The sequence below is a fragment of the Tenacibaculum sp. SDUM215027 genome, from assembly GCF_050566205.1.
Taxonomy (GTDB): Bacteria; Bacteroidota; Bacteroidia; order Flavobacteriales; family Flavobacteriaceae; genus Polaribacter.
Window position 1 is genome coordinate 170,113 of record NZ_JBNXUE010000004.1, and the last position, 24,871, is coordinate 194,983.

General features: G+C 31.0%; 25 protein-coding genes. 5 read left to right on the top strand and 20 right to left on the bottom strand.

Annotated features, from left to right (window positions below; genetic code table 11):
• The first annotated feature begins 2 nt into the window (after window positions 1–2).
• Window positions 3–464, top strand: coding sequence for a MaoC family dehydratase (locus tag ACQYZ7_RS10770; RefSeq protein WP_430729751.1), 462 nt, complete (start codon window positions 3–5; stop codon window positions 462–464).
• A gap of 50 nt (window positions 465–514) precedes the next feature.
• On the opposite strand, the gene ACQYZ7_RS10775 is transcribed toward ACQYZ7_RS10770, so the two are convergent.
• Entirely contained in the window at window positions 515–946 is a 432-nt protein-coding gene (locus tag ACQYZ7_RS10775; protein ID WP_430729752.1) for a hypothetical protein, read from the bottom strand.
• A 217-nt stretch (window positions 947–1,163) separates the two neighbouring features.
• Here ACQYZ7_RS10775 and ACQYZ7_RS10780 point away from each other — a divergent pair, with 217 nt between their 5' ends.
• Window positions 1,164–5,543, top strand: coding sequence for a glycosyl hydrolase family 18 protein (locus tag ACQYZ7_RS10780; RefSeq protein ID WP_430729753.1), 4,380 nt, complete (start codon window positions 1,164–1,166; stop codon window positions 5,541–5,543).
• Window positions 5,544–5,801: 258 nt separating this feature from the next.
• Here the strand turns inward: ACQYZ7_RS10780 and ACQYZ7_RS10785 are convergent, their stop codons facing one another.
• Complete coding sequence (locus tag ACQYZ7_RS10785) at window positions 5,802–7,013, bottom strand: RsmB/NOP family class I SAM-dependent RNA methyltransferase (protein WP_430729754.1); 1,212 nt, start codon at window positions 7,011–7,013, stop codon at window positions 5,802–5,804.
• Window positions 7,014–7,073: 60 nt separating this feature from the next.
• On the opposite strand from ACQYZ7_RS10785, the gene recG reads away from it, so the two are divergent.
• Window positions 7,074–9,185 carry an ATP-dependent DNA helicase RecG gene (gene recG / locus ACQYZ7_RS10790; protein WP_430729755.1) on the top strand — a complete coding sequence of 704 codons (2,112 nt, stop codon included), beginning with the start codon at window positions 7,074–7,076 and terminating at the stop codon, window positions 9,183–9,185.
• 9 nt (window positions 9,186–9,194) lie between these two features.
• Here recG and nhaA read toward each other — a convergent pair whose 3' ends face one another.
• The 5 genes from nhaA to ACQYZ7_RS10815 form a co-directional block, all read right to left on the bottom strand.
• Window positions 9,195–10,523, bottom strand: a complete 1,329-nt coding sequence (gene nhaA / locus ACQYZ7_RS10795) for a Na+/H+ antiporter NhaA (protein WP_430729756.1) — start codon at window positions 10,521–10,523, stop codon at window positions 9,195–9,197.
• A 115-nt stretch (window positions 10,524–10,638) separates the two neighbouring features.
• Window positions 10,639–12,162, bottom strand: coding sequence for a hypothetical protein (locus ACQYZ7_RS10800; RefSeq protein WP_430729757.1), 1,524 nt, complete (start codon window positions 12,160–12,162; stop codon window positions 10,639–10,641).
• Between the two features lie 10 nt (window positions 12,163–12,172).
• Entirely contained in the window at window positions 12,173–12,802 is a 630-nt protein-coding gene (locus ACQYZ7_RS10805; RefSeq protein ID WP_430729758.1) for an SPOR domain-containing protein, read from the bottom strand.
• A gap of 115 nt (window positions 12,803–12,917) precedes the next feature.
• Complete coding sequence (gene fdhD, locus ACQYZ7_RS10810; RefSeq protein WP_430729759.1) at window positions 12,918–13,718, bottom strand: formate dehydrogenase accessory sulfurtransferase FdhD; 801 nt, start codon at window positions 13,716–13,718, stop codon at window positions 12,918–12,920.
• Between the two features lie 163 nt (window positions 13,719–13,881).
• Entirely contained in the window at window positions 13,882–15,063 is a 1,182-nt protein-coding gene (locus ACQYZ7_RS10815; RefSeq protein ID WP_430729760.1) for a THUMP-like domain-containing protein, read from the bottom strand.
• Window positions 15,064–15,196: 133 nt separating this feature from the next.
• Between ACQYZ7_RS10815 and ACQYZ7_RS10820 the strand changes: the two genes are divergently transcribed.
• Entirely contained in the window at window positions 15,197–16,063 is an 867-nt protein-coding gene (locus ACQYZ7_RS10820) for an outer membrane beta-barrel protein (RefSeq protein WP_430729761.1), read from the top strand.
• A 76-nt stretch (window positions 16,064–16,139) separates the two neighbouring features.
• Here the strand turns inward: ACQYZ7_RS10820 and ACQYZ7_RS10825 are convergent, their stop codons facing one another.
• The 6 genes from ACQYZ7_RS10825 to ACQYZ7_RS10850 are packed head-to-tail and all read right to left on the bottom strand — an operon-like array spanning window position 16,140 to window position 19,881.
• The gene (locus ACQYZ7_RS10825; RefSeq protein ID WP_430729762.1) at window positions 16,140–16,826 is read right to left on the bottom strand and encodes a hypothetical protein; all 687 of its coding nucleotides are present in this window, start codon (window positions 16,824–16,826) and stop codon (window positions 16,140–16,142) included.
• Window positions 16,810–17,727, bottom strand: a complete 918-nt coding sequence (locus ACQYZ7_RS10830; RefSeq protein ID WP_430729763.1) for an ATP-grasp domain-containing protein — start codon at window positions 17,725–17,727, stop codon at window positions 16,810–16,812. The genes ACQYZ7_RS10825 and ACQYZ7_RS10830 overlap by 17 nt, the downstream gene beginning before the upstream one ends.
• A gap of 38 nt (window positions 17,728–17,765) precedes the next feature.
• The gene (locus tag ACQYZ7_RS10835) at window positions 17,766–18,425 is read right to left on the bottom strand and encodes a pyridoxamine 5'-phosphate oxidase family protein (RefSeq protein ID WP_430729764.1); all 660 of its coding nucleotides are present in this window, start codon (window positions 18,423–18,425) and stop codon (window positions 17,766–17,768) included.
• A gap of 3 nt (window positions 18,426–18,428) precedes the next feature.
• Window positions 18,429–18,719 carry a DUF1272 domain-containing protein gene (locus ACQYZ7_RS10840; RefSeq protein WP_430729765.1) on the bottom strand — a complete coding sequence of 97 codons (291 nt, stop codon included), beginning with the start codon at window positions 18,717–18,719 and terminating at the stop codon, window positions 18,429–18,431.
• On the bottom strand, window positions 18,720–19,334 hold the full coding sequence (locus ACQYZ7_RS10845) for an FMN-binding negative transcriptional regulator (protein ID WP_430729766.1): 615 nt from the start codon (window positions 19,332–19,334) through the stop codon (window positions 18,720–18,722).
• Window positions 19,335–19,353: 19 nt separating this feature from the next.
• Complete coding sequence (locus ACQYZ7_RS10850) at window positions 19,354–19,881, bottom strand: DinB family protein (RefSeq protein ID WP_430729767.1); 528 nt, start codon at window positions 19,879–19,881, stop codon at window positions 19,354–19,356.
• 81 nt (window positions 19,882–19,962) lie between these two features.
• On the opposite strand from ACQYZ7_RS10850, the gene ACQYZ7_RS10855 reads away from it, so the two are divergent.
• Window positions 19,963–21,450 (top strand): PLP-dependent aminotransferase family protein, encoded by a 1,488-nt coding sequence (locus tag ACQYZ7_RS10855; RefSeq protein WP_430729768.1) that lies wholly within the window; start codon window positions 19,963–19,965, stop codon window positions 21,448–21,450.
• A 6-nt stretch (window positions 21,451–21,456) separates the two neighbouring features.
• On the opposite strand, the gene ACQYZ7_RS10860 is transcribed toward ACQYZ7_RS10855, so the two are convergent.
• The 7 genes from ACQYZ7_RS10860 to prmC all read right to left on the bottom strand — a co-directional run bounded on the left by ACQYZ7_RS10860 (window position 21,457) and on the right by prmC (window position 24,868).
• Entirely contained in the window at window positions 21,457–21,648 is a 192-nt protein-coding gene (locus ACQYZ7_RS10860) for a hypothetical protein (protein ID WP_303511013.1), read from the bottom strand.
• Between the two features lie 10 nt (window positions 21,649–21,658).
• Window positions 21,659–22,033 (bottom strand): hypothetical protein, encoded by a 375-nt coding sequence (locus ACQYZ7_RS10865; RefSeq protein WP_430729769.1) that lies wholly within the window; start codon window positions 22,031–22,033, stop codon window positions 21,659–21,661.
• Window positions 22,034–22,077: 44 nt separating this feature from the next.
• Window positions 22,078–22,407: a hypothetical protein gene (locus tag ACQYZ7_RS10870; protein WP_430729770.1), complete on the bottom strand. Its 330-nt coding sequence runs from the start codon at window positions 22,405–22,407 to the stop codon at window positions 22,078–22,080.
• A 289-nt stretch (window positions 22,408–22,696) separates the two neighbouring features.
• The gene (locus ACQYZ7_RS10875; protein ID WP_430729771.1) at window positions 22,697–22,951 is read right to left on the bottom strand and encodes a hypothetical protein; all 255 of its coding nucleotides are present in this window, start codon (window positions 22,949–22,951) and stop codon (window positions 22,697–22,699) included.
• Entirely contained in the window at window positions 22,938–23,312 is a 375-nt protein-coding gene (locus tag ACQYZ7_RS10880; protein WP_430729772.1) for a hypothetical protein, read from the bottom strand. The genes ACQYZ7_RS10875 and ACQYZ7_RS10880 overlap by 14 nt, the downstream gene beginning before the upstream one ends.
• A gap of 35 nt (window positions 23,313–23,347) precedes the next feature.
• Entirely contained in the window at window positions 23,348–23,686 is a 339-nt protein-coding gene (locus ACQYZ7_RS10885) for a hypothetical protein (RefSeq protein ID WP_430729773.1), read from the bottom strand.
• A gap of 333 nt (window positions 23,687–24,019) precedes the next feature.
• The gene (prmC, locus tag ACQYZ7_RS10890; protein ID WP_430729774.1) at window positions 24,020–24,868 is read right to left on the bottom strand and encodes a peptide chain release factor N(5)-glutamine methyltransferase; all 849 of its coding nucleotides are present in this window, start codon (window positions 24,866–24,868) and stop codon (window positions 24,020–24,022) included.
• Between the last annotated feature and the right edge of the window lie 3 nt (window positions 24,869–24,871).

Sequence of the window (24,871 nt, forward strand, 5' to 3'; positions counted from 1 at the left end):
GTATGGGGAAATTAGTTTTTGAAAATTTAAAAGAACTCTCTAACATAGAAGGAAAGCAATTGCCAATAGGAGAGTGGTATACTGTAACTCAACAAATGATCAATGATTTTGCAAACGCTACGCTTGATAAACAATGGATTCATATTGATGAGAAAAAAGCAGCTAAATATTCACCGACAAAAACAACAATAGCACACGGATTTATGTCTGTTTCTATGCTATCAGAGCTGATATCTAAACAATTTGAAGTAAAGAGCGTAACAATGGGGTTGAACTATGGACTGAATAAAGTTCGTTTCCCTAATCCAGTACCTGTAAACAGTGAGTTACGTTTAATTAGTTCTGTTAAACTTATAGAAGATTTTCAAAGTGGAAAAAAGCTGACTTTTGATTGTACAATAGAAATAAAAGGACAAGAAAAACCAGCTTGCGTTGCTGAGTTTATTTTTGTTTTATTTGAGTAAAAAATGCTGTCTCAAAAAAGACAGCATTTAATTATAAATTTGTTTTAGTATTACAAGAGCCAACCTTTGGCTATTGTCTTTTTTGAATACATCAATAAAAACACCCCTATAATAATCACCATTATAGGCATTACAACACTTCCTGGTCCATATACTTCAACAGCTTTACTCATAAATAAATTATACGACATTTGAGCAATGATAGCTATTAACGAAAGTAAAAACATAGGTCTTGCTAACTTTTTTCTCATTAGTAAAAAAGCACTACCTAGTAATCCAGCAAAAACAGCAATAGCAAAAGTAGCAGTAACCCAAGTAGGAACATTTTCATATAAAGCTCTTTCAGCTTCAGGTAAAGCAGCTTTAACTTCATCTGTCATATAAGCTTGACCAATGTAAGACATAACACCTAGTCCATTCCAAACTAAGGCGGCAACACCAATAATCCAAAAAAGTGTTGTGGGTTTGTTTGAATCTGTCATAAAAATAAGTTTTTAGTTAGTTATCGTATAAAACTACATATAAAAATATAAAAAAAGTAAAGGTTTATAAATAATTTAGGTCTTAAAAAATGCATGTTTAAATTCTAGTAGAAGGAAAAGTGTTTTAAGTTACTATTTTATGGTTGTTAGTCTATTTTTTTTGTGTTTTAAGTTTTATCTATTTAGTTTTTAAGTAAATAACTTAAAACTAAAACATATGACACCCTTCGCATTTGTAAGAAAAAAACTATTAATAGTTTTTTTCTTAATGACATCATTTGTGTTCGCCCAAGTAAATACAGGCGGAACTGCAACAACGGAAAACCATCAAAAACAAGTTATAGGATATATAACAAATTGGGATGCATGGAAAACAACATCGGCAGGAGTCCCCGGTCCTGGAGCTTTAACTCACTTAAACATTGACTACTCAAAATATACAATTTTGAATTACTCTTTTTTTGGTGTTGCCAATGACGGATCACTACACAGTGGTGATCATAGAAATAAACAAATTTATCAAGAAGGAACTGTGCAAGCTCCAAATGATATTTTTATGAAAGATATTTATAGTAGTTGGGATATGCATATTCTCTTTGGAGAAATCGATCCAATTCAACATGTAAATGAAGCTGCGAAGAAAAGAGCAGAAGCACAAGGTTTTCAAGTAACGCTGAACGGAAGTTCCTGGACGCAACCTACATGGGGTTTAAGTGGACAATTACCTATACCTTTACATAAAGAGAACGGTGCTCCTGGTTTAATTGAGTTAGCACATAAAAAAGGTGTAAAGGTAATGGCGTCTATTGGAGGATGGAGTATGTGTAAACATTTTCCAGAAATGGCTTCTGACCCTGTTAAAAGAGCCAGATTTATAGAAGACTGTAAAAAACTTATAGCTACTGGATTTGACGGTATAGATTTAGACTGGGAATATCCAGGACCTTATTCTGGTATGAATTTTACTGGATCGCAAGCTGATTTCGCAAATTTCGAAACACTCGTGCAAGAAATTAGAGCAGCCATTGGACCAGATAAGCTAATTACAGCAGCTATGTCTGCTGATCCAAGAAAGCTAGAAGGATTTAATTGGAGTAAGTTGTCTAATAATATGGACTATTTTAATATGATGACTTACGATATGAATGGTGGTTGGTCAAATAAAGCAGGACATAATGCACCCATATATCCATACTCAAATGCAGAGGTGTCTTTTTTTAATTGGCAATCAACGCTGCAAAAACTTGAAGAAAAAGGAGTACCGAAAAATAAAATCTGTTTTGGTGCTCCTTTTTATGGAAGAGGAGTAATAACTGAAGGTACTGCTGATTTGAATGTAAAAACAGTAAAAAGAGCAGTAACCATTCAACCAGATGGTCCAATACAAACAGCCTCAGATTATACAAACTGGAAGCAAGAAGTATATGATGGTACACCAAACTATTTTTTCATAAAACAAAAGGCACTAGCTCCTAATAGTGGGTGGACAAGAAAGTGGGATAATGAAGCAAAAGTACCATACTTAGTAAAAGGAAATTTCTTTTTAAGTTATGATGACGAAGAATCTATAGGTATTAAAGCACAGTTTATTAATGATAATCAACTTGGTGGTACTATCATTTGGACGGTTTATGGAGATTTAGAAATAAGCGGTACAGCTACCTCTTTTGGTACGAAACTAAAGCGATGGTCTAATGTAAAATCTCCTTTAGTAAACAAGATTAATGAGGTCTTTGCCAATGGAAACACAGGAGGAAATAAATTACCTGTAATTAACATTACTGCCCCTTCTAATAATGCAATTTATAATGAAGGTGATACTATTATCATCAAATCTGACGCTACAGATAGCGATGGAGTTATTGGTAAAGTGGAGTTCTTTAACGATAATATTAAGTTAGGAGAAGATACTACCTCACCTTACGAGTATACGTGGCAAAACGCTTCTGTAACAACTCACAAATTAACAGCTAAGGCAACAGATAATGATGGTGGTTCAACCATATCTTCAATAATATCAATTGTCGTAAATGGAGCTAATTCAAACAAACCTCCTACAGTTACTTTAGCCTCACCAGCAGATAATGCTGTTTTTGATGAAGGACAGACCATTGAGTTAATAGCTAATGCAAGTGATATAGATGGGATTATAAATAAAGTTGAGTTTTTTAATGGAACAACTAAATTGGGTGAAGATATAACAACCCCTTATAGTTATAGCATAGTTAATGCTTCAATAGGAACTTTTACCTTAATGGCTAAGGCTACTGATGATAAAGGATTAAGCAGTACTTCTTCTGTAAGAACAGTTAAGGTTACTGCAGATACAATTGACAACTGTAATGGTATTGCAGATTGGTCGGCAACAACAACTTATAATGGAGGAGAAAATGTAAAGTATAAAAATGTTAACTATCAAGCTAAATGGTGGACAAAAAATAATACTCCTGATACTCATACAGGTGATGGTCAGCCTTGGGAAAAAATAAAAGATTGTTCAGGAACTGGAGGCGGAGATAATATTGCACCAACAATAAATATAACTTCTCCTGTTAGTAATAGTACTCTTAAAGAAGGAAGTAATATTGAAATAACAGCCGACGCATTTGATGATGATGGAAGTGTAAGTAAAGTTGAGTTTTTTAATAGTAGTATAAAACTAGGAGAAGACACAACAAAACCTTATAACTTTACTATCTCAAATGCAGTAATAGGAACTTACTCTTTAACAGCTAAAGCTACTGATAATAAAAATGCATCAACAACTTCTGTAGCAGTGCAAATAAATATTGAAAAAGACAGTACAGGTGGTGATGGTCAAGGTTGTAATAATATACATAATTACATTGCAGGAACTTCATATAATCAAAATGAAGAAGTACAGAATGAAGGAAACAAATATAAATGTAATATCGCTGGCTGGTGCTCTTCGTCAGCAGCTTGGGCATATGCACCAGGAACAGGAACTTATTGGAAAGATGCGTGGTCTAAAGTAAGTAGTTGTGAAGTAACAGGAAGTAATCCTGAAGTTAGTATAACATCTCCTCAAAATGGTGCTATATATATTGTTGGGATTACTATTGAAGTAAAAGCAACTGCAACAGATGATGGAACTATAAGTAGAGTAGCGTTTTATAATGGTTCAACTAAATTAGGAGAAGATACCATAGCTCCATATACGTATACAATAACAAATGCACAAGCAGGAAGTTATTCTCTAACAGCAAAAGCTTTTGATAATGAGAACAATTCAACTACATCTTCTTTAGTGGTTATAACAGATGGTGTGAAACCTCCTATTTCAAATAAGATTCTAGTTGGTTATTGGCACAATTTTAACAATGGCTCTACAATACCTAAACTAAGAGATGTTTCAAGAGATTGGGATGTTATTTGCGTGGCGTTTGCAGAACCTAAAACAGGTAGTAAATCAGATATGAAATTTACTCCTTTTGAAATTTATAATGGGAATATAAATGAGTTTAAAAATGACATAAAAACCTTACAAGAAAGAGGACAGAAGGTGTTAATATCAATAGGAGGAGCTAACGCTCATGTAGAGTTAAATAACGATACTGAAAAGAATCAGTTTGTGAGTTCAATGACTAGTATTATTAAGACCTATGGATTTGATGGTTTGGATATTGACTTAGAAGGAAGTTCCTTGTCTTTAAATCTAGGTGATACAGACTTTAGGAACCCTACAACACCAAAAATCATTAACCTTATAGAAGGTACTAAAGCAGTAATTAATAATGTTGGAGCTAGTAAATTCACCTTAAGCATGGCACCAGAAACAGCTTATGTACAAGGTGCATATGGTAATTATTCTGGAGTATTTGGAGCTTATTTACCAGTAATACATGCCTTACGAAATCAAATGGATTATATTCATGTGCAACATTATAACACAGGTTCAATGTTTGGAAGAGACGGTAAGATATATCAGCCAGCTACTGCAGATTTTCATGTAGCTATGGCAGAAATGCTAATAACTGGATTTAAAGTTGCGCAAACTGGCTTAAATTTCCCTGGTTTAAGAGCAAATCAAGTAGCGATAGGTTTACCTGCTGAACCAAGAGCTGCTGGTAGTGGTTATACATCAGAGGCTGTTGTACAGCAAGCACTAGATTATTTAATAAAAGGAGTCTCATATCCTAATAGAACCTATACAACAAGTACTACATATCCAGAGTTTAGAGGTTTGATGACTTGGTCTATTAACTGGGATTTAGCAAATAACGCTGTTTTTTCTACTAGTCATAGAGCTTATTTAGATAATTTGGGGCTATCTGGTAAAGTAATAGAAAAAAATGAAGTTTTAACAAAAAACTTTGTAATAGCATACCCTAATCCTATTGTTAAAGATGTAATTACTTTTGAGTTTTTTACAAAAGAAGGTTTTGAGCAAGAAAATCTAGTTGATTATGAGTTGCAAATTTTTAATGCAACAGGGAAAAATATTTTAACAACTAAAATCAACTCAAAATCAACTCAAAAACCTTTAAATATTGAGTTTTTAGAAAGCGGTCTGTATTTTTATACATTCAAAAAAGGAACAAAAAAACATTTAGGAAAATTTATTAAAGCTAATTAAAAAATAGCTTATAATATCTAAATAAGAACTTCATATAACTTTCACATAGTTATGTGGAGTTTTCCTAAATAATAACATTCTTAAAATAATGTTAAAGATATATAATTAGTGTAACGACAGTAGAAAATAATCGTCATATAAGCATATAATTACTTAACAGTATTGTTTAGTGATTAGTTAGTTTTTAATAGTTGATTGAAAGGAAAGGCTCGAGATATTATCCCGAGCCTTTTTTAATATACTTTATTTTCTATGTACTTATTTTCTTTCTAAAAGCGCCATATAAAAACCATCGTAACCAGACTTATGCGATAGTACTTTTTCGTCTTTTACAAATTTGAAATCTTTTCCTGCATCAGAAGCTAAAAAGAATTCAACTTGTTGCTGATTCTCAGAAGGCAGTACAGAACATGTAGCGTACACCATTCTTCCTCCTGGTTTAACCATTTTGGAGTATTGTTGTAAAACTTCTTGTTGTGTACCACGAATTTTATCTAAAAACTCAGGTTGTAATTTCCATTTACTATCAGGATTTCTTCTAATTACTCCTAAACCAGAACATGGAGCATCTATTAAAACTCTATCAGCTTTGCCTTGTAATTTCTTTATTACTTTGGTAGAATCTATTACACGAGTATCAATATTATGAGCTCCATTTCTTCGAGCACGAACTTTTAGCTTCTTCAATTTACTCTCGTAAATATCCATTGCTATAATTTGTCCTTTATTTTTCATTAAAGAGGCAATGTGCAATGTTTTTCCTCCAGCACCAGCACAAGTATCTACTACTTTCATGCCTGGTTCAACATCTAAATAAGCTGCAACTAACTGAGAAGATGCATCTTGCACTTCAAAGAAACCTTTATGAAAAGCTTCAGTTTTAAATACATTAGCACGTTCTACTAAACGTAAGGCATCATCATAACCTTTGATAAATTCAGTATCAATTCCTTCTGTTTTTAAATCTTTTTGTAAATGCTCTTTTGTTACATTTAATGTATTTGTGCGTAAAATAACTTCGGCTTTTTTATTTAAAGCAGCGATTTCTTTTGTCCAAACTTCTTCTCCCAATTCTTGTACTCCAATTTCATCAATCCAATCAGGAATTGATTCTCTAAATTTTCTAATTTTAGATAACTCATCAAATTTACCTTTAATTCTTCTTGTAGGAGTAGGTTCTATTTGATTCCAATCAGGTAATTTAATTCCTCTTAAAACACACCAAACAACAAACAAACGCCATAAATCAGGACGTGCATATGGTACTTTTACATTCGCAATTTCAGCATATAAGCGTTGCCATCTAACAATATCATATATCGTTTCAGCAACAAACTTTCTATCGCGTGCGCCCCAACGTTTATCTCTCTTTAAAGCTTTCTCTACAGCTTTGTCAGCATATACACCTTCGTTAAATATATCACGTAAACTATCAATAACAGCATACGTTAAATTTCTATGTAATCTCATTTGATGAATTTAGAGTGCAAAGATAGTTGATTTTAATGGCTTTTTGTATTTTCGTTCTTAATGAATTTAAATAAGCCCGTAACATATATAAAAGGAATTAGTGTTGCCAGAGCAGAGTTATTATTTACCGAACTAGGTATTAAAACCTGTAATGATTTATTACATCTTTTTCCCTTTAGATATATCGATAAAACCCAGTTTTATACGATTAATCAGCTGCAACAGAACTCCGCTGAAGTACAAATTGTTGGTAAAATTACGGGAGTAAAAACTGTGAAGCAAAAAAGAGGAAGTAGGTTAGTAGCCACTTTTTCTGACGCTACAGGTACCATGGAATTAGTTTGGTTTAAAGGAGCAAAGTGGATAAAAGATAGTTTAAAAATAAGTGTTCCGTATGTTATTTACGGAAAACTGAATTGGTATAATGGTACTCCTAATATGCCACATCCAGAAATGGAAACGGTAAAAGAATATAAAAGCAAGCTACAAATGGCTATGCAACCAGTATATCCATCTACCGAAAAACTAAGTACAAAAGGTATTAGTAATAAGGTAATGCGTACTATGATGCAGAATCTGTTTCAACAAGCGTATAATGATATTGAAGAAACTTTTCCTTCTTATTTTATTGAAGAGCACCAGTTTTTAGGTAAAAAAGACTCGTTATTAAATATCCATTTTCCGAAGAATCAAGAATTGTTAGCTAAAGCACAATACAGATTAAAATTTGAGGAGTTATTCTTTATTCAATTACAACTATTACAGAGAAAACTCATCCGAAAATCAAAATTAAAAGGATTTGTTTTTGAACAAGTAGGAGAGGAGTTTACTAGTTTTTATAATAATCATTTACCTTTCGATTTAACGAATGCTCAAAAAAGAGTATTAAAAGAAATTCGTAAAGATGTAGGCTCTGGAGCACATATGAATCGATTATTACAAGGTGATGTAGGTTCTGGAAAAACGATTGTAGCGTTACTAACGATGCTTTTGGCTATCGATAACGGTTATCAGGCCACAATTATGGCTCCAACGGAAATTCTAGCAACACAGCATTATAATGGGATTGTAGAACTCTTAGAAAACACTAATATTAAGGTTGAACTACTTACAGGCTCTACCAAAACAAAAAAACGTAAAGAAATACATGAAAACTTGGAGAATGGTTCATTACATATTTTAATAGGAACACATGCTATTTTAGAAGATAAAGTACAGTTTGAAAATCTCGGGATTGCTATTATTGATGAGCAACATCGTTTTGGAGTAGCACAACGAAGAAAGTTATGGGAAAAAAGTCCTTCTGATGGAAGAGCTATTCCTCCTCATATTTTAGTGATGACCGCAACACCAATACCAAGAACATTGGCAATGTCCGTTTATGGTGATTTAGATATTTCTGTTATTGATGAATTGCCTCCTGGACGTAAGGAAATCAAAACAGTACATCGTTATGACAGTAATCGTTTAGGTGTTTTTAAATTTTTAAAAGATGAAATAACTAAAGGACGACAAGCCTATGTGGTTTATCCGTTAATTCAAGAGTCGGAAGCGATGGACTACAAAGATTTGATGGATGGATATGAAAGTATTTCGCGTGAATTTCCTTCTCCAAAATACCAAATAAGCATTGTTCATGGACAAATGAAACCAGCCGATAAAGATTATGAAATGGAACGATTTGCTAAAGGGGAAACTCAAATTATGGTGGCTACCACTGTGATTGAAGTAGGAGTAAACGTGCCCAATGCTTCGGTAATGGTGATTGAAAGTGCAGAACGTTTTGGATTGAGTCAATTACACCAGTTAAGAGGTAGAGTAGGGCGTGGAGCTGAACAAAGCTATTGTATTTTATTATCGAGTTATAAATTGTCTTCTGATGGAAAAACTCGTTTACAAACAATGGTTGAAACTACAGACGGATTTAAAATTGCTGAAGTAGACTTGAAACTTCGTGGTCCAGGAAATATTATGGGAACACAGCAAAGTGGTGTTTTAAACCTTAAAATAGCGGATGTTGTTAAAGACAGCCCGATATTACATGTAGCACGTAAAGTTGCGATAGACTTACTTCAAGAAGACCCTAACTTATCAGAAATAAAAAATTCCAGCTTGTTAAAAGCTTATGAAAAGCTTAAAAAAACAAGTGGAATTTGGAGTAATATAAGTTAGAATTAAGTACTAGTTAGTACTTAATTCTTCTTCGTTATCGTCACTTTCACTTTTATTAAACCTTAATATTAGGTATCCTATTATTGCTGAAACAAGAGAACCTAATAGTACACCAATTTTAGCAGACCCTAAGAACTCAGGACTTTTAGCAAATGCTAAACTCGCAATGAATATTGCCATAGTAAATCCTATTCCTGCTAAGAATGATACCCCAACAATATGTCGGCCGTTTATATCTTTAGGAACCTCTATTATTTTAAGTTTTTTAACTGTAGTAATAATTGTTGTGATTCCAATACTATTTCCTAAAATTAAACATAAAGCTATGTTTATTATTAAGGCAGTATCTAAGTGTGCATCGCCATCTATTAAAACACCTGCATTTGCTAGTGCAAAAATTGGGATTATAGCATACGCTACTAAATCGTGTAGCTTATGCTCTAAAAGCTGAAGAGGTGATTGGTAGTCTTCTATCCAGTGATCCAAGTTATCTATTTCAGCAACTTGCTCTTTTGATAATATTGGCTTAGGTGCAACCTTAGCCTTTTTAATATTATCCATTATTTTTGATAAATTAGCGATAAACTCAGGAGTGTGTACTTTTTGTCTGATAGGAACTGCAAAAGCCATTAAAATTCCCGCAACTGTTGGGTGTATTCCTGATTTAAGGAATAAAACCCAAATTACAGCACCAAATAAAAAGGTTACATACTTAGAGTAAAAACCTCTATGAGCTATAAAGTATAAGAATGCTAACAGAGCTATAGCGATTGATATTAAAGTAATATCTATACTACTACTGTAAAACAAAGCAATTACTAAAACAGCTCCTATATCATCAACAATTGCAAAAGCAGTTAAAAACACTTTTAAACTAAGCGGTACTCTTTTACCTAAAGTGTTTAAAACAGCTAAAGAAAAGGCAATGTCTGTAGCCATTGGAACTCCCCACCCGTGTGCTGTATCAGCACTTTTATTTAAAAAAAAGAAAAATAAAATAGGGAATAACATACCTCCAAGAGCCCCGAAAAGTGGAAAAGCTAGTTTTTTGGTAGTATTTAGTTCACCTATTAAAAACTCTCTTTTTATCTCTAATCCAATTAAAAAGAAGAATACTGCCATTAACCCATCATTAATCCAAAGTATTAATGGTTTATATAATTCAAGATGTTCAGACTTAAAACCTATTTTATATTCCCATAAAGCATTATAACTATCTTTAAAAGGGGAATTTGCCCAAATAAGGGCTAATAAAGTAGCTGCCAACAATAAAATACCACTAGCACTTTCAGTTTTTATAAAGTTTTGAAGTGGAGATATAATTCTCTTTTTGATCATGTTTATATATATAGATTGTGACTTGCTTTTTTAAGAATAAAAAAGCAAGGATATTAATTTTTTTGTTTTTAGATAGCGAAGATAATTCATCAAACTTTAACGAAAAGTTAAATTTTTAAAACTTTTTAACACTTAAGAAGGAAAAACGATATGAAATTCCCAAATTTAATTGAGTACTACTTAATTTTCCTCCTCTTGCTTTTACATAACCCGCTCCTAATCTTAAATTTAGGTTATTAGTAAGTTTTTGATTAACTCCAACACTAGGTTTAACAATTAATCCTTGTCCTGTACTAATACCTCCGCCACCGGCTGCACCTCCTAAAATTTGTGCAAAAAGAGAGGTTTTTCCTTCAAAGAAGTCATTTGTTTGAACTCCTAATCCCACAATTCCTTCTGCATAAGCTCCTGCATCACCAAAGTTAGCAAAAGATGTTTGACCTGTCGCATATAAATACTTGCTTAAGAAAAAATTTAGCTGTAATGATATTTGATGCATGTTTTGATCAAATCCACCATCTCTAGCAGCATTCAAATATAAATCTTGTTTAATAATTGCGTCAAACCCTTTAAACTTTCCTTCTGAAAAATCTCTTTCATCTGATAAAACTCCATCTCTATCCACATAATACTTTAATCCTAAACCAAAAGTTGAAGAAACGAAATGAGAATCAGGACTCATCAAGTATCCTTTATTGATTGATGCATACACATTATCAAATAATTTTTGTTCTAAAGAAATATCTGGGTAGATTAAAAAACCTCCTTTGGTATCTACTCCACCACCGCCTCCGGCACCTACTCCAAATTTAGCTAAAATATTTGTACGATTTTTATTCATTGACAAATGATAACCTCCACCTAAGAAAACATCCATGTAACCTGCCTTAATTCCGTGATAAGCACCATCAGCTTTAACGAAAAAGAAAAAATCATCTGTAAGATAAGAATTTAATTCAAATCCTGCTAAGCGTATTGTATTTCCTTTATAAGAACCTTTAGTTACTTTAGCATTATTTAGGTGAACTAGTAATGAGATTCTATTACTTAAGGCGTTCCAAGAAGTGTTTTTTAAATCTTCTACAGAAAAAGTACTTTCTCTATCTTCAAATCTTGATACCTCAAAAGAAAGAGGAATTTGTACAGCTACATTAAATTGGCTGCTGTTGATAGTACCCCCATCAAAAAAATCAACATAACTATATCCTGCAGTAGCAGAAAAATGTTTAAAGTCATATCCTAAATTAAGATGAGGAAGTATAAATGCTCCTCCGCCATCAGGGGCAGATGCACCACCACCGCCACCAAAATGAAGTCCAGCATCAATAAAAAGTTTATCGGTTATTTTTTGTTGAATTCCAGCGTTTACTCCTAAAGTAAAAAAACCTCCTCTAATACCTCCTACAGCTCCATATAAACCAACTCCTGCATAACTCCAATCATTTAGCTTTAAATTGTAATGGAGCCCCGTATAGTCCATATTTTCTTCACCTTCAGGCATTTTAATTGACAAGAAATCAATTTGAGCAAAACCAAACTGTGTTTTTCTTTCAGGAATGGTATTTGTTTGTGCGTAAAAAAAATGAACACTCATTAGTAAACTTACTATGAGTGCTCTTTTAAAAATAATGTTAAGCATTAAATGTTATTTAATTATGTATTTTTTGGCGTTCTCCGTTTATATATGAGGCTACGAAAGCATCACTAAATCCAATTTTAATTAATTCTTTTTGTAATTCTTTAGCTTCTTCTAAAGTAGTGAATAAACCTAAAGAGTATTTAAAGTAACCATCATTAGTTGTAACTGTTGATGGAATAACTTCTGATGACAATAAAGGATATTTGTTGTCTGAAAGTACTCCTATTTGTACTGAATATATTGTTTTTCCAGTTGTGTTTTCTTTTACTTCATCTGCTAATGTTTCAGTATTTATATCAGAAGACATGTTGTTGTCAGATTCCTCATCATTTCTGGCAGCTCTAGCTTCAGCTCTATTTATACTATCTAATACTCTGTATGCTTCTTTCTTTTTTACAGCTTCTATATCTACGTTATTAATAGCACTACTACCTCCATTTGCGTAAAAATAATACGCAGCCCCTAAAGCAAGGCCTAAGAGAAGTCCTAAGAAAATAGGCAGAGTTTTCGAGCTCTTTTTTACCGCAGCTAATTCTTCTTGAGTGCTATTTAATTCGCTTTCTGCTTCTTCTCTTTTTAATTTAGCGTTGTCTAAGTCTTCTTGCATTAACTTAAACTTATCTTCTTCTATAAAAGGCATAAGTATGTGGATTGATTAGTAATTATTAAAAGCACTAAAATACAAATCTTTTTTAATTCATAAGTTTTAAACAGAATAATAGGCTTTAAAGGCATTTATTTCTTGCAAAAAAATATTATTTATGAGGTGTAGAATAGATTGTCATTTTATTATTTCTACTAAAACCGATAAGGAAAATTCCAAATTCTTTTGCGAAATCTACTGCTAAAGAAGAACAAGCAGAAACTGCTATTATTATCGGGATTTTAGCTAAGAAAGCTTTAGAGACTATTTCATAAGAAACTCTTCCACTAACTAACATATAATTAGCTTCTTTTAGCTTGTTTTGATTGATTAAATCACCAACACATTTATCTACAGCATTATGACGACCAATGTCTTCTTTAATAGTCAATAGTTTTTCATTTGTGTTAAAAACAGCACAAGCATGACTACCTCCTGTAGATTTGAATATAGATTGTTTGTTGTTCATTTTTAAAAACATACGACTCGTAGATTCAACCATATCTTTAACATTTTTGTTGGAGTTGTTTTTTAAGGTTTCTCCTTTAACTTTTAAATCTTTCAGTTCCTTTTTTCCACAGATTCCACATGAAGAAACTGATAAAAGAGTACGTTTATTCAGGTATCCTTTTCCTAATTTTTCTTTTAGAATTCCCATGTTTATAACTGTAGAAAAGTCTTTCTCAGTTTTGATGATCTCTACTTTTATACCATCTTTTTTTTTGTAGATATCTTCTGCATACAATAAACCTCTAGCTAATTCTTCATCATTACCAGGAGTTCTCATAACTACAGTATATGGCTCTTTATTAATGTTTATTTGTAAAGGGGCTTCTATTACAAGAGTATCATCAAACTTCTCTAAAGAGTTATTAGAGAGTTTAATTGATTGGTAGCTTTGTGTTTGTTTCATGATGAAAACAAATGTATGTAAAAAAGTAAATAAAAAGAAAAGCCTTGATATTAAGAATCAAGGCTTTTAGTATGTTTTATCGCCCCTAAACAATAAAACATACTTTTCGATAGGGGCTTCTATCAATTAGGTAAACGATAAATTGTAAATAATAGTATAAGTGCTAATAAATTTTTGAACAGTCAATGACTATTAATTCACTGTTTAAGTTTGTAGTAAAAAACAGATAAGTACTTCCTCCATCTTTTAATTTTGTTTCTTTTCTAATCTGAGCCACAGTTTTAGGAAAATTACGTGTTGTAATGTTTGCCTTGGCTTCTGTTATTTGCTTTTTTATTCTTTTTTTATTGTAAGCAAATACATTGTTAATTTTAAAAATTCTTCCAGGGAAATCTTCAATTAAATTTTCTGAAGTATAAAGATGAGAATGTTGATGTAGTTTACCTAATTTTTGTTGACTTGCTACTTCGTTAAAACCTCCGGATTTTAAAATAGCAGCATTGGGTTCATAAAGAAATTTTAGTGGGGATAAATATTCGAAATCAGTATTATTGTTTAGGAAAAAATAAAAATCTTGATGATTGTTTTTGAGTGAGTTACAAGCAACTACCTTGATTAATTGTTTAAATTCTTTTTCAAGTAAAAAAAGCAACTCTTTTACTTCATTATTAACTGCTATAACATGAACTTCTTTTACAAATTTCAATTCATTAATGGTTGATGTTATATCTAAAATAGGTGAATTTTTAATAAGAATTGTATTCGACTTTTCAAATAAAAAGTCTAAGTTTTCAGGTACGTTTGGTAAACAATCACTCAATAAAAAAACTTTTCCTTTTTTTTCGTTTCTCCGAGAAGGGTCAATATAAATACAATCGAATTTTTCAGAAGTTTTTTTTAAGTATTCTATCCCGTTTGTAGCTACAGTTTTAATATTAGGCACCTCCATTTGCTCATAGTTGTACGAAACAATTTCTGATAGTTCTTCATTTATTTCACAGTGTATAACCTTTTTAAATCGTTTAGAAAAAGCATAACAATCAACACCAAACCCTCCGGTAATATCAATCATTGAGTCTCCATTTACTAACTTAGACTTGTATTCTGCTGTTATTTCAGAAGAGGTTTGTTCAATGCTTAGTTTAGGTGGATAATAGATGTTTTTTGTTTTAAACCAGGTAGGTAATTTTTTCTCAGATTTTTGTTTTGCTACAATTTGATTAGCCAGTTCTTGTACTGAAATATCTTTAAAAGGACTTCCTTTAAAAATAAATAGCTCTAAATTAACTTTTAAGTTATTATCAATATAACTCTGAACCTCAGTATGTAAAATATTTTTATTCAAAAAAGAAGTGATTTTTAGAATGCTTTTTACTACAATAATACTAATAATTTAACAGTTATAAAGCTCTGCTAATCGTAGATTTTTACTACGTTTGTTTACTTATTGTCAATTTAAAGTTAACAAATAATTTATTATGAAAAAAAGTATTTTAATGCTTGCTATGATTTTAGCAACAGCGAGTGCAAGTGCTCAATTTTATGTTTCTGCTAGTGGTGGTTATTCAATATCTAGTGCAGGAGTACGTTTTGGAACAGAAACTACTACATCAGGAGTAGAGAATACCTACGGTAGTTATGGTGAAGGTATGCATACTCAATTAAGAGGTGGATATTTTTTCAATGATACCTTTGGAGTTGAAGCTGCTTTTGGTTATTTACATGGAGCAGATCAAACTATTAGAAAAGTAACAGTACCAGGAAATGATGTTGATGTAATTGCTAGAGCTAGAGCTTATGGAGCTTCAGCATCTTTAGTTTACAAGTTTACTAACAATATTTATGGTCGTTTCGGAGCTTTAATAAAAGTTGGAGGAGAAACTGAAGCTAAAGGGTATATTAAGCAAGATATTTCTGGGCAACCAACTCCTAATGGCGGAAATTTCCCTGATGGAACATACAATGAAACTACTTTTACTCAAGATTACAAAGGTCGTTTACCATTAGGTTTTATAGGTGCTATTGGTTATAAACATGAGCTTTCTAATAAAGTTTCTTTATTTGCTGAATTAGAATATATGGGAATTAGTGTAACTAGAGATAAAGCTATTTTTAAAGAGTTTAATTCAGAAGTTGTTACTCCTGATGGAAATAGAATGACTGTAGCAACTATTAATAATTTACCTGATGGTTACTCTAAAGAAGTTTTATATGTTGATGAGTTAACTATTGCTGAATATCAAGAGGCACAAGGAAACCCTTATGCTCGCAAGCAATTATCTGAAAAAGTACCATACTCTTCTTTTGGTATTAACTTTGGAATCTCTTATAGCTTCGGGAAATAATATTTTCGAATTACATAAAAATTAAAAGAGCAGCAATTTTGCTGCTCTTTTTTATTGTTTATAAGTTATAGGAAAACTAATTATAAGCTTTTACATCACCCATATCTAATATTCCAACAGGCATTTCATGCTTTGTAGGTAATATTGCTCCAGACTCAGTTGTTATCCAATCATTCCAAGTAGCTTCCATTCCTCCAGTAGGAATTATAGAAACCCACATTTTATAGCTTACAGGCATTCCTTTGTCATTTAAAAGCCATAAATAGGAATCACCAGGAGTAGAACCCCCAGAAGTATAAGTAATTAATAAGGCCTCTTTTCCTTCATGTATTACTATTCTTCGTTCAATTCCGCTTTCAAAAACTTTGTAAGGGGCTATTAACCAAAAACTATCATTATTAAAATAATCTATTGCTTTTTGAAGTATTTCTTTATTTCCTACTTTTTCTCCATCAACTAAAACAATACTTTTTTCTGGTTCCTTAGTGTATAGTGTTATTTTATTAACATCCCAAGATACTTCTACAATATCTTCTTTCTTATCCCACTTATAAAAATGTTTCCCTCTAAAGCTCCACTCTATAAACCGTGTATTTTTATAAGCTTCATAATTTAATGCTTTAAGCATTTTGGTGGCTAAAGCATCTGCTTTAGGTCCTTGTTCTCCTTTAGGTAAACTTTCATTACTTGTAAAATACACTACGGTAAGTGCAATAGCTCCGATAAGTAATAATGCTCCTATTACCTTAAATAACTTTTTCATTTTTGTTGATTAATTGTTTAATTTCTTTAGCTAATTCATCTGCTGCTGCAGGATAAGTCCTAAACCAAAGTTCAGGCTCTATCAGTTCTAATTCAGCGATAGCTAATTTACCATTATTATCGGTAAAAACATCTACTCGTGCATAGATAGGAAGTTCTACACAGGCTTTAACAGCGTTTTCAGCGAATAGAATTTCTTCTTTCGTAGGTATATAGTTATGAACTGAACCTCCAAAATCATCTTGTACTCTAAAGTCTCCTGGCTTTGCTACTTTTAAAACTGCATGTGTAAATTTACCATTCATAACCATCAATGAAACTTCTCCTTTTTCAACAATTTTATACTGAAAAGGCTGTATAATCATTGCTTCATTGGCTATTAATTCTGAAAATACGGTTTCGTATTCAGTAATATTTTCTGAATTAATTTTATAAGTGTGTCTCGCTGCTCCAGAAATGCAAGGTTTTAAAACAAACTCTGTTAAGTTATACTTTTTAGAAAGTTCTTTTAATGTGGATTGAGTCTCTTTTTCTATAAAGTAGGATTCGCAAATATGTACCCCATTTTGTTGTAAATCTTGTAGATAGTGCTTATCAATATTCCAACGGATAATTTTTTCTGAGTTTAACAATGTTGTTTGATTGCTAACAGTATTTAACCATTTTGAAAATTCAGGAAATCGATCAAAGTAATCCCATGTGCTTCTAAATAAAACATACTTTGTTGTAGACCAATCAAAAGTGGCATCATCCCATGAGAGACGAACTACTTTTAAACCCTGGTTTTTTAGCGCTACTTTCACATAATTATCTTCATCTAATACATTTTGAATATAGTTATCAAGCTTTTGAGGATTTACATACCTTTTATCTGTAAGGATAATAACATCGTATTTTTTCATATAAGCAATGTAATGTTATTTTTAAAGTTATAAAATACTTATTTATGCAAGTTGTAATACTCTATTACGTGATTTGGAATCTGAATATCTTCTCTTAAATTTTTATCGAAAATAGGAGGGAGAGCTATCTGTTTTAGAGGCATTAAGCCTGCCCAAATAGGTAAATCATAATCTTCTGGTTCGTCATTAACACCTACATCTCTCACTTTTGCTGAGGCAGTTTCAATGGTCATTTCTACTACTAGAGTTCGTTCTAACTCTTCCAATTTCATAGGTCTAACTCCATCCCAACGTCCTTTCATCATATGTTCCATGAAACAATATAAAGCGGTTTCTTTTTCTTTAGGATTTTCTATTTTTTTTACTGAACCAAATAATGTAGCTGAGCGATAATTTACTGAATGATGTAACCCTGAACGAGCCAACACTAAAGCATCTAAATGCATCACGGTCATGCTCATTTGTCCAACCTCTAAAAGTGATAATAACATTCTGTTAGCTTGTGAACTATGTAGATAAATTTTATCATTTTTTCTTCCGTAAGCCATAGGTAAGGAAATAGCTTTCCCTTCATATGTAAAGCTTACAAAACCAATAAATCCTGCATCTAAAATAGTGTTGATTTTATCAACGTTGTAAACTGCTCTTTTTTGTCCTCTTTTAACTCTATTAAGTTTTGACTTTTGGTATTCATTCATAACTTATCTGTTTTCGGGTAAAACATCTATAAATTTTAAACGCTTTTCTTTTGCTTTATCAATATCCTTAGGGTCATAAACCCTTTTTAAAGATGCTGGATTTTTAGCTATGTATTTTTTTGGCCTGATTGGTCTAGGAACAAAGTTTCCTGTGCATGTTGGACAGACATTTTCGAACAGGTTTATAGCACAATCTTTACAATAAGTACATTCAAAAGTACAAATCATTGCTTCAGTAGAAGTATTGGGTAAATCTTTACCACAATGTTCACAATTTGGTCTAATCTCTAACATTTATAAATTATTTTTTGATTTAATATATTTAGCTAAATCTTTTTCTGTTCCTATTTCACTGTTTTCCAAATGTTCAGCTATTCGTCCTATTTCTGCTTCTTTTCTATTTTGACTTAATTTTTGTTGCCCTTGTAACTCAGTTACTTCTAATTCAAAAGCAGTAATTCCTCTTAACATGCCTTTTTTATAGTTCTCAGGTAAATTATTCCATTGTTTTTGATAATCTTTCTCATAGAAGTTTATCATTTCTTTAATAGCTTCTAATTTCTGAACCTCATTATGAAGAATATTTGCTTTACCATAAGCATGCACAGAAATATAGTCCCAAGTAGGAACGTTTTTCTTTTTCTCATAATGAGAAGGTGAAATATAAGCGTGTGGTTCAGTGAAAATAACCAGTGAAATATTGTTTTCTATATAGTTTACTTGTTCGTTAGCTGCTCCAAAATGACCTGAAAGAACTAATTTATTTGAATTTTCTTTGATAACAAAAGGTAATTGAGTTGCAATTGGAACATTACCTTTATTAGTCACAATTGTTGCGAAGCTATACTTTTTCATAAAAGCAATTTTCTCCTTTTTATCATCAAACTTAAACATTGGAGGTATGTGCATTTTTATTATTGTTTTTATGTTATTGGAATTGTAAATAACGTTCTTTAATAATATCCATATGCCAAGCATTATGACCTAATAAAATAAAAGCACAAGCTCTTGCCGAAGTAGGAGAGTTGTTAGCTATTCCTATATTGCATAAGTTTTCATTAGAAATACTACTTAATAAGTTAATTGAATATAAACGTGTTGTTTTAAATTCTTCTAATAAAGCTTCTATTGTTTTCTTATCTGCTCCAGAAGGTTTTATATAAATATCTTGATCAAAACCTTCAATTGGAGTCATATCCTTTCTGGCAATTCGTAACATACGATACATAAAAATGCGCTCAGCATCAATTATATGTTGTAGCACTTCTTTAATACTCCATTTTTTTGGTTGATAGCGGTATTCTAACTTGTCTTTTGAAATTGAGGAGAAAAATTTTATAACGGTTTCTTTATCTTCTTCAAAACCTTTTTTTAAACTCGTATTATCTGGTACTTTAGATAAATACTTGGCGTAAAATTCATTAAATTCTGTTGGTTGTAGTTCTTGTTTTTTCATTGTTTAAATTATTAACTATTCAAATGTATTATATTTATGGTCTATTTTATTAATCCAGATTTTAAATAATTAGTAGTCCAGATGTTTCCTTATAAAACTTCATTAAAACTGAGTAAGGGTCTTAAAGAACCTTTATACTTACAGTTAGCAAATCAATTCATTCTACTAATTAGAGAAGGAAAGCTTATACCTGGAACAAAACTAGTAGGTTCTAGAACTTTGGCTCACTTACTAAAGGTACATAGAAAAACTGTAGTTGCTTGTTATGAAGAGTTGTTACTACAAGGATGGGTAGAGAGTATTCCTAAAAAAGGAACCTTTGTAAATAAGAATTTACCTTTTATTCAAAAAATTACATTAACGGATGCAACTAAAGCTTCTAAAAGACAAATTTCAGGGTTCAGTTTTTATGAAAATGAAAATCTATTAAAGAAAAATGCAGAGAAAAGAGAAGGGGTTATGTATATTAATGATGGTACATCAGATACAAGACTCACCCCAACAGAAGAAATTGCTAGGATTTATAGGAAAATAGCTTCCAAAAAGAATATTTATACTTCTTTAGATTATAATTCTGCTCACGGAAACATAAAATTACGAGAAGTATTAGCGATGTATTTAAATAATTCTCGTGGTTTAAAAATAACCAAAGAAAACATTTTAATTACTCGAGGTAGTCAAATGGGAATGTGGTTATCTTCTCAATTACTCTTAAAAGAAAACGATATTGTAGTTGTTGGAGAAACAAACTATTCTTCTGCTGATATAACTTTTCAATATCAAAAAGCACAAATTAAAAGAGTTTCAGTTGATGAGAATGGTCTTGTAATTGATCAAATTGAAAAATTATGTAAAAAACAACCTATAAAGGCAGTTTATGTTACCTCACACCATCATCATCCTACAACTGTTACTTTATCTGCTGAAAGGAGAATTCACTTATTAAATCTAGCTCGAAAATACAATTTTGCAATTATTGAAGATGATTATGACTATGATTTTAATTACAATCATGCCCCTATTTTACCACTGGCTAGTCACAATACTTCTGAAAATGTAATTTATATAGGTTCGGTTTGTAAAACTGTAGCTCCTGTTTTTAGGGTTGGGTATTTAGTAGCTTCTGAAGATTTTGTAAATGAAACAGCTAAACTAAGAGGTTATATTGATAGGCAAGGTGATGCTTTACTTGAGCTAACTTTTGCAGAATTTATTAAATCTGGAGATTTAGATAGGCACATACGTAAATTAATGAAGATATATTTACAACGTCGGGACTTGTTCTGTAAGCTATTAAAAGAAGAGTTAGGATATTATTTTCAGTTTAATATTCCTAAAGGAGGAATGGCTATTTGGGTTTATTTAAACAAAGAATATTCTTGGTATGAAGTTTCAAAAGAAGCTAGAAAATATCAACTTGAAATAGGAGAGTGGCAGCGTTATGATTTGGCAAATAAAAAACATAATGCAATCCGAATTGGTTTTGCTAGTTATAATGAAGAAGAAATAAAATTATTAGTTAACAAGCTGAAACAAACATTTAAGAACATAAAAAAAAGTGCCTATTAAGCACTTTTAAAACATATCTTTTACTAAATCATTCATACTGTCATATTCTTTGAATAAGAATCCGAAAAAGTCTTTTCCTTTCTTTTTTTCAGATTTTAATTCCCCTTCAGAAAATCTGAACTTACGAAACTCCTTTAAGGTTTGGTTAAGGTGTTTTTTTAAGGGTTTATCTATATGTAAATGATTTGTGTTTTTCACAGTTATATTTTTATAAAGCGTTATTTAACTCTACTTTATACTTGTTTAATAAAGCTTTTGTAATACCTAGGTTAGCTTCTTTTGAATCTACAGCTAAGTAAACAAAATAAGTACCACTAGGGGCAATATTGATAATATGTACTTGACTAGATAAAGTAATTGTAATGTCTTGAATTTCTTCGTTTAACCCTAATGCATCGATAGCTTTTAATTTAGCTTTAACAACCCCTAAATTGTAAGCTGATGCTAAATTTGGATCAAAATCTGGATTCACTGTAAAAGAATCATACGACTCTCCAGAACCAACATCAGTTATTGAAACAGCAATAAACCCTGGAACATTACTCTTTAAATTTTCGATAAAATCATTTAAAATTTCTTTCATTGTAAAATAGTTATTATGATAATTAATAAAAAAGACTAGGTATTTTATTGAAGGGTTACTTTTTTAAGGGTTAGTTTTATCATGGCAGCTTTAGAAACATCATCTGCTAATAAGCAAACAATATGATTGCTGTCATATTTATTAATAACTACTAATCCTTCTTTTGAAGTTAAAACTAATTGGTCAAGGCTTTCAGAATCTAAAGTATCTTGAAAAAATTCATGAGTCATTGTAACGATGACGTTTGCCATTGCTGCAATGTTGTTTTCTTTAGAAATATTGTAAGAATCAATTACTTGTCCCTCAGAATTAAAAACAAGTCCTTTGTCTGCTTCAGACTCTTCTATTAATGTTTGTAAGCTTACTTCCCCCATTTAAGTTTAAACACTTTGTAATATTAATTGTTTTTGTTTTGTTTCCCCTCTTTGTTTAAGACACTGTTTTTTAGAGAGAGTCACAAAAATACTACCTTATTTTTTTATTTTTTTTTACGGCTATTGCTTTGTGATTTTTTTAACAATTTTATGAGCGTAAGAAACAATAGGTTAGTGATTAAAATAGGGTAAATAAAGAAGAAGGAAAGGAGAATAGTTTTTTTATAGAAGTAAATAAAAGATATTCTATAAACAAAGAAGACTAGATTAAAATCTAGTCTTCTTATGGTTAATTATCTTTTGGTTTTTGCTTTTTGAACTTAACTAAATCGAGAACATTCTCAAACCTAGGTTCAAAAAAGAAATCATAAACAACGTTTTTTAAGTCATTAACATTATTTATGTTAGGAGCTCCGTTATAATCAATAGCTGATTCATTTAACAAAACTTTCGTTTTGTATTCATTTTGAAAAAAGCTTATATATTTTTGAAACTCGCTATCGATACTTATTTTTTTTACATCGATAGCTTTATAAGACTTCATTTAGTTCTTTTTTATATTTTTTCAGCATTGTTCTTGTAAGAGCTAAATTAGCTCTATTAGAATCAACCGCTAGGTAAATAAAATACTCTCCACTAGGAGATATATCAACAACATGAATATGATTATCAAGTTTAAAATGAATATCATTAATGTTTTCTTTTAGACCTAAAATGTCTATAGCTTTTCGCTTGGCATTTATAATTTCTACATTATAAGCACATGCTAAAGCAGGGTCAAAATTTGAATCAGCAGAATCGGAAGCTAAAGATTCGCCTGAGGCTATTTCAGCTACACTAATTGCAATATACCCAGGTATATTTTCTTTTACATTTTGAACTAAGTTGGTTAGGATTTTTTCCATAAATTTCGGGGGGGGTTAAGGTTAAGTAATAATTGTTAAATATTAATTGTATTTGTCTCTTTTTTAAACATTAAGTTTAAAAGACCTATGTTCGTGTTTTTATCAGCTAAAAAGCAAAGTACATACTCTTTATATTTAAACAACAAGAGTGCTTCTTTATCAGACTTTAAAATCATTTCATTTAACTCTGTTTTAAAAAAAAGGTTAAAAAAACTGCTAGACATATTAAAGATAACAGCATCAAATGCTGCTATTTTGTCCTTTATTTCTACCAAATCATTGTCATGAGGATGGAAGTCTACAATTTTTCCTTCATTATCTATTAAATAAATAGCTCTTGTTTTAGTTTCTATAAGTAATTTTTGTAAATCCAATTTCTATATAACTTTTACAGCTAATATAAACTTTTTTATTATTGAAAAAAAACTTTAAATATTAATTATCTCAATAAAACATGAATTATTTGTTAAATAAATAAGTAAATAAATATTTTTTAACTCATGTATTAAAAATAACATAAATACAACAAAAGAAAAAAAATTTATTTTACGTGATATTAAAGGTTGGTTTAGGAGTAAAATCTTTAAAAAAACAAGATTCAGGTGTAAAAGCATGCTTCTTTAACTTTATAATACAAAATGATAAAGAAGAAAAGAGGTTCTTTTTTCAAAAGGTTTTTTAGTATAGAGTAATTTGATAGATAAAAATTATAAAGAAGCTTTAATCATTCGATCATTACCAAACAAGTCTTTACGAATCTCAATTTTTGTAAAACCTTTACTTTTTAACATATCAACAGTTTCTTTACCTAGATATTGATTAATTTCAAAGAAAAGTAGTCCGGTTTTAGTTAAACTATTTTTAGCTAAATCGGCTATTTTTTTATAGAAAAGTAGCGGGTTGTCATCTTCAACAAACAAAGCCAAGTGTGGTTCGTTTTCTAATACATTATTCTTTATTTCAATTTTTTCTAATTCACGTACATAGGGAGGGTTAGAAACAATAATATCAAACTTACCGCTTAACTCTTTGGTTTTTAAAACATCTTGAAGCACAAAAGAAACTTCAACATCATTTAATTCTGCATTTTTTTTAGCAACAGTCAAAGCCTTTTCAGAAACATCAATAGCGCTTATATTTACATCAGAGAGCTGTTTCTTTAGGCTAATAGGAATACAACCAGTACCAGTACCAATATCTAGGATAGACAACAAGCTTTGAGATTCCCCAACTTCTTTAATTATCCATTCAACCAATTCTTCGGTTTCAGGACGTGGAATTAGTGTACTCTTATTTACATTAAAAGGAAGTCCGAAAAATTCCGTTTTGCCTAATATATATTGAATAGGTTCTTCTTTTTTTAATCGAGCCAAAGCTTCATCTAACAACGTCTTTTTATCAGAAGGAACTTCAAAAGTAGGTTGAAGTGTGAAGTCTATACGTTGAAAAGCTAAATATTCTTCTATCAATAGAAAGAAAAAAGTATTAATTTCTGTCTGAGGAAAAATAGAGCTTAATTGTTCTAAAAAGTAAGATTTGTATTGTTTTAATAGCATTTC

Bases quoted from the DNA above. Each gene is read 5' to 3' on its own strand.
- ACQYZ7_RS10805 (WP_430729758.1), bottom strand. From the start codon at position 12,802: ATGCCTTTTATAGAAGAAGATAAGTTTAAGTTAATGCAAGAAGACTTA.
- ACQYZ7_RS10775 (WP_430729752.1), bottom strand. From the start codon at position 946: ATGACAGATTCAAACAAACCCACAACACTTTTTTGGATTATTGGTGTT.
- ACQYZ7_RS10770 (WP_430729751.1), top strand. From the start codon at position 3: ATGGGGAAATTAGTTTTTGAAAATTTAAAAGAACTCTCTAACATAGAA.
- ACQYZ7_RS10840 (WP_430729765.1), bottom strand. From the start codon at position 18,719: ATGTTAGAGATTAGACCAAATTGTGAACATTGTGGTAAAGATTTACCC.
- recG (WP_430729755.1), top strand. From the start codon at position 7,074: ATGAATTTAAATAAGCCCGTAACATATATAAAAGGAATTAGTGTTGCC.
- ACQYZ7_RS10820 (WP_430729761.1), top strand. From the start codon at position 15,197: ATGAAAAAAAGTATTTTAATGCTTGCTATGATTTTAGCAACAGCGAGT.
- ACQYZ7_RS10850 (WP_430729767.1), bottom strand. From the start codon at position 19,881: ATGAAAAAACAAGAACTACAACCAACAGAATTTAATGAATTTTACGCC.
- ACQYZ7_RS10830 (WP_430729763.1), bottom strand. From the start codon at position 17,727: ATGAAAAAATACGATGTTATTATCCTTACAGATAAAAGGTATGTAAAT.
- ACQYZ7_RS10785 (WP_430729754.1), bottom strand. From the start codon at position 7,013: ATGAGATTACATAGAAATTTAACGTATGCTGTTATTGATAGTTTACGT.
- ACQYZ7_RS10825 (WP_430729762.1), bottom strand. From the start codon at position 16,826: ATGAAAAAGTTATTTAAGGTAATAGGAGCATTATTACTTATCGGAGCT.
- ACQYZ7_RS10870 (WP_430729770.1), bottom strand. From the start codon at position 22,407: ATGGGGGAAGTAAGCTTACAAACATTAATAGAAGAGTCTGAAGCAGAC.
- fdhD (WP_430729759.1), bottom strand. From the start codon at position 13,718: ATGAAACAAACACAAAGCTACCAATCAATTAAACTCTCTAATAACTCT.
- ACQYZ7_RS10800 (WP_430729757.1), bottom strand. From the start codon at position 12,162: ATGCTTAACATTATTTTTAAAAGAGCACTCATAGTAAGTTTACTAATG.
- ACQYZ7_RS10835 (WP_430729764.1), bottom strand. From the start codon at position 18,425: ATGAATGAATACCAAAAGTCAAAACTTAATAGAGTTAAAAGAGGACAA.
- ACQYZ7_RS10865 (WP_430729769.1), bottom strand. From the start codon at position 22,033: ATGAAAGAAATTTTAAATGATTTTATCGAAAATTTAAAGAGTAATGTT.
- nhaA (WP_430729756.1), bottom strand. From the start codon at position 10,523: ATGATCAAAAAGAGAATTATATCTCCACTTCAAAACTTTATAAAAACT.
- ACQYZ7_RS10855 (WP_430729768.1), top strand. From the start codon at position 19,963: ATGTTTCCTTATAAAACTTCATTAAAACTGAGTAAGGGTCTTAAAGAA.
- ACQYZ7_RS10875 (WP_430729771.1), bottom strand. From the start codon at position 22,951: ATGAAGTCTTATAAAGCTATCGATGTAAAAAAAATAAGTATCGATAGC.
- prmC (WP_430729774.1), bottom strand. From the start codon at position 24,868: ATGCTATTAAAACAATACAAATCTTACTTTTTAGAACAATTAAGCTCT.
- ACQYZ7_RS10780 (WP_430729753.1), top strand. From the start codon at position 1,164: ATGACACCCTTCGCATTTGTAAGAAAAAAACTATTAATAGTTTTTTTC.
- ACQYZ7_RS10880 (WP_430729772.1), bottom strand. From the start codon at position 23,312: ATGGAAAAAATCCTAACCAACTTAGTTCAAAATGTAAAAGAAAATATA.
- ACQYZ7_RS10845 (WP_430729766.1), bottom strand. From the start codon at position 19,334: ATGCACATACCTCCAATGTTTAAGTTTGATGATAAAAAGGAGAAAATT.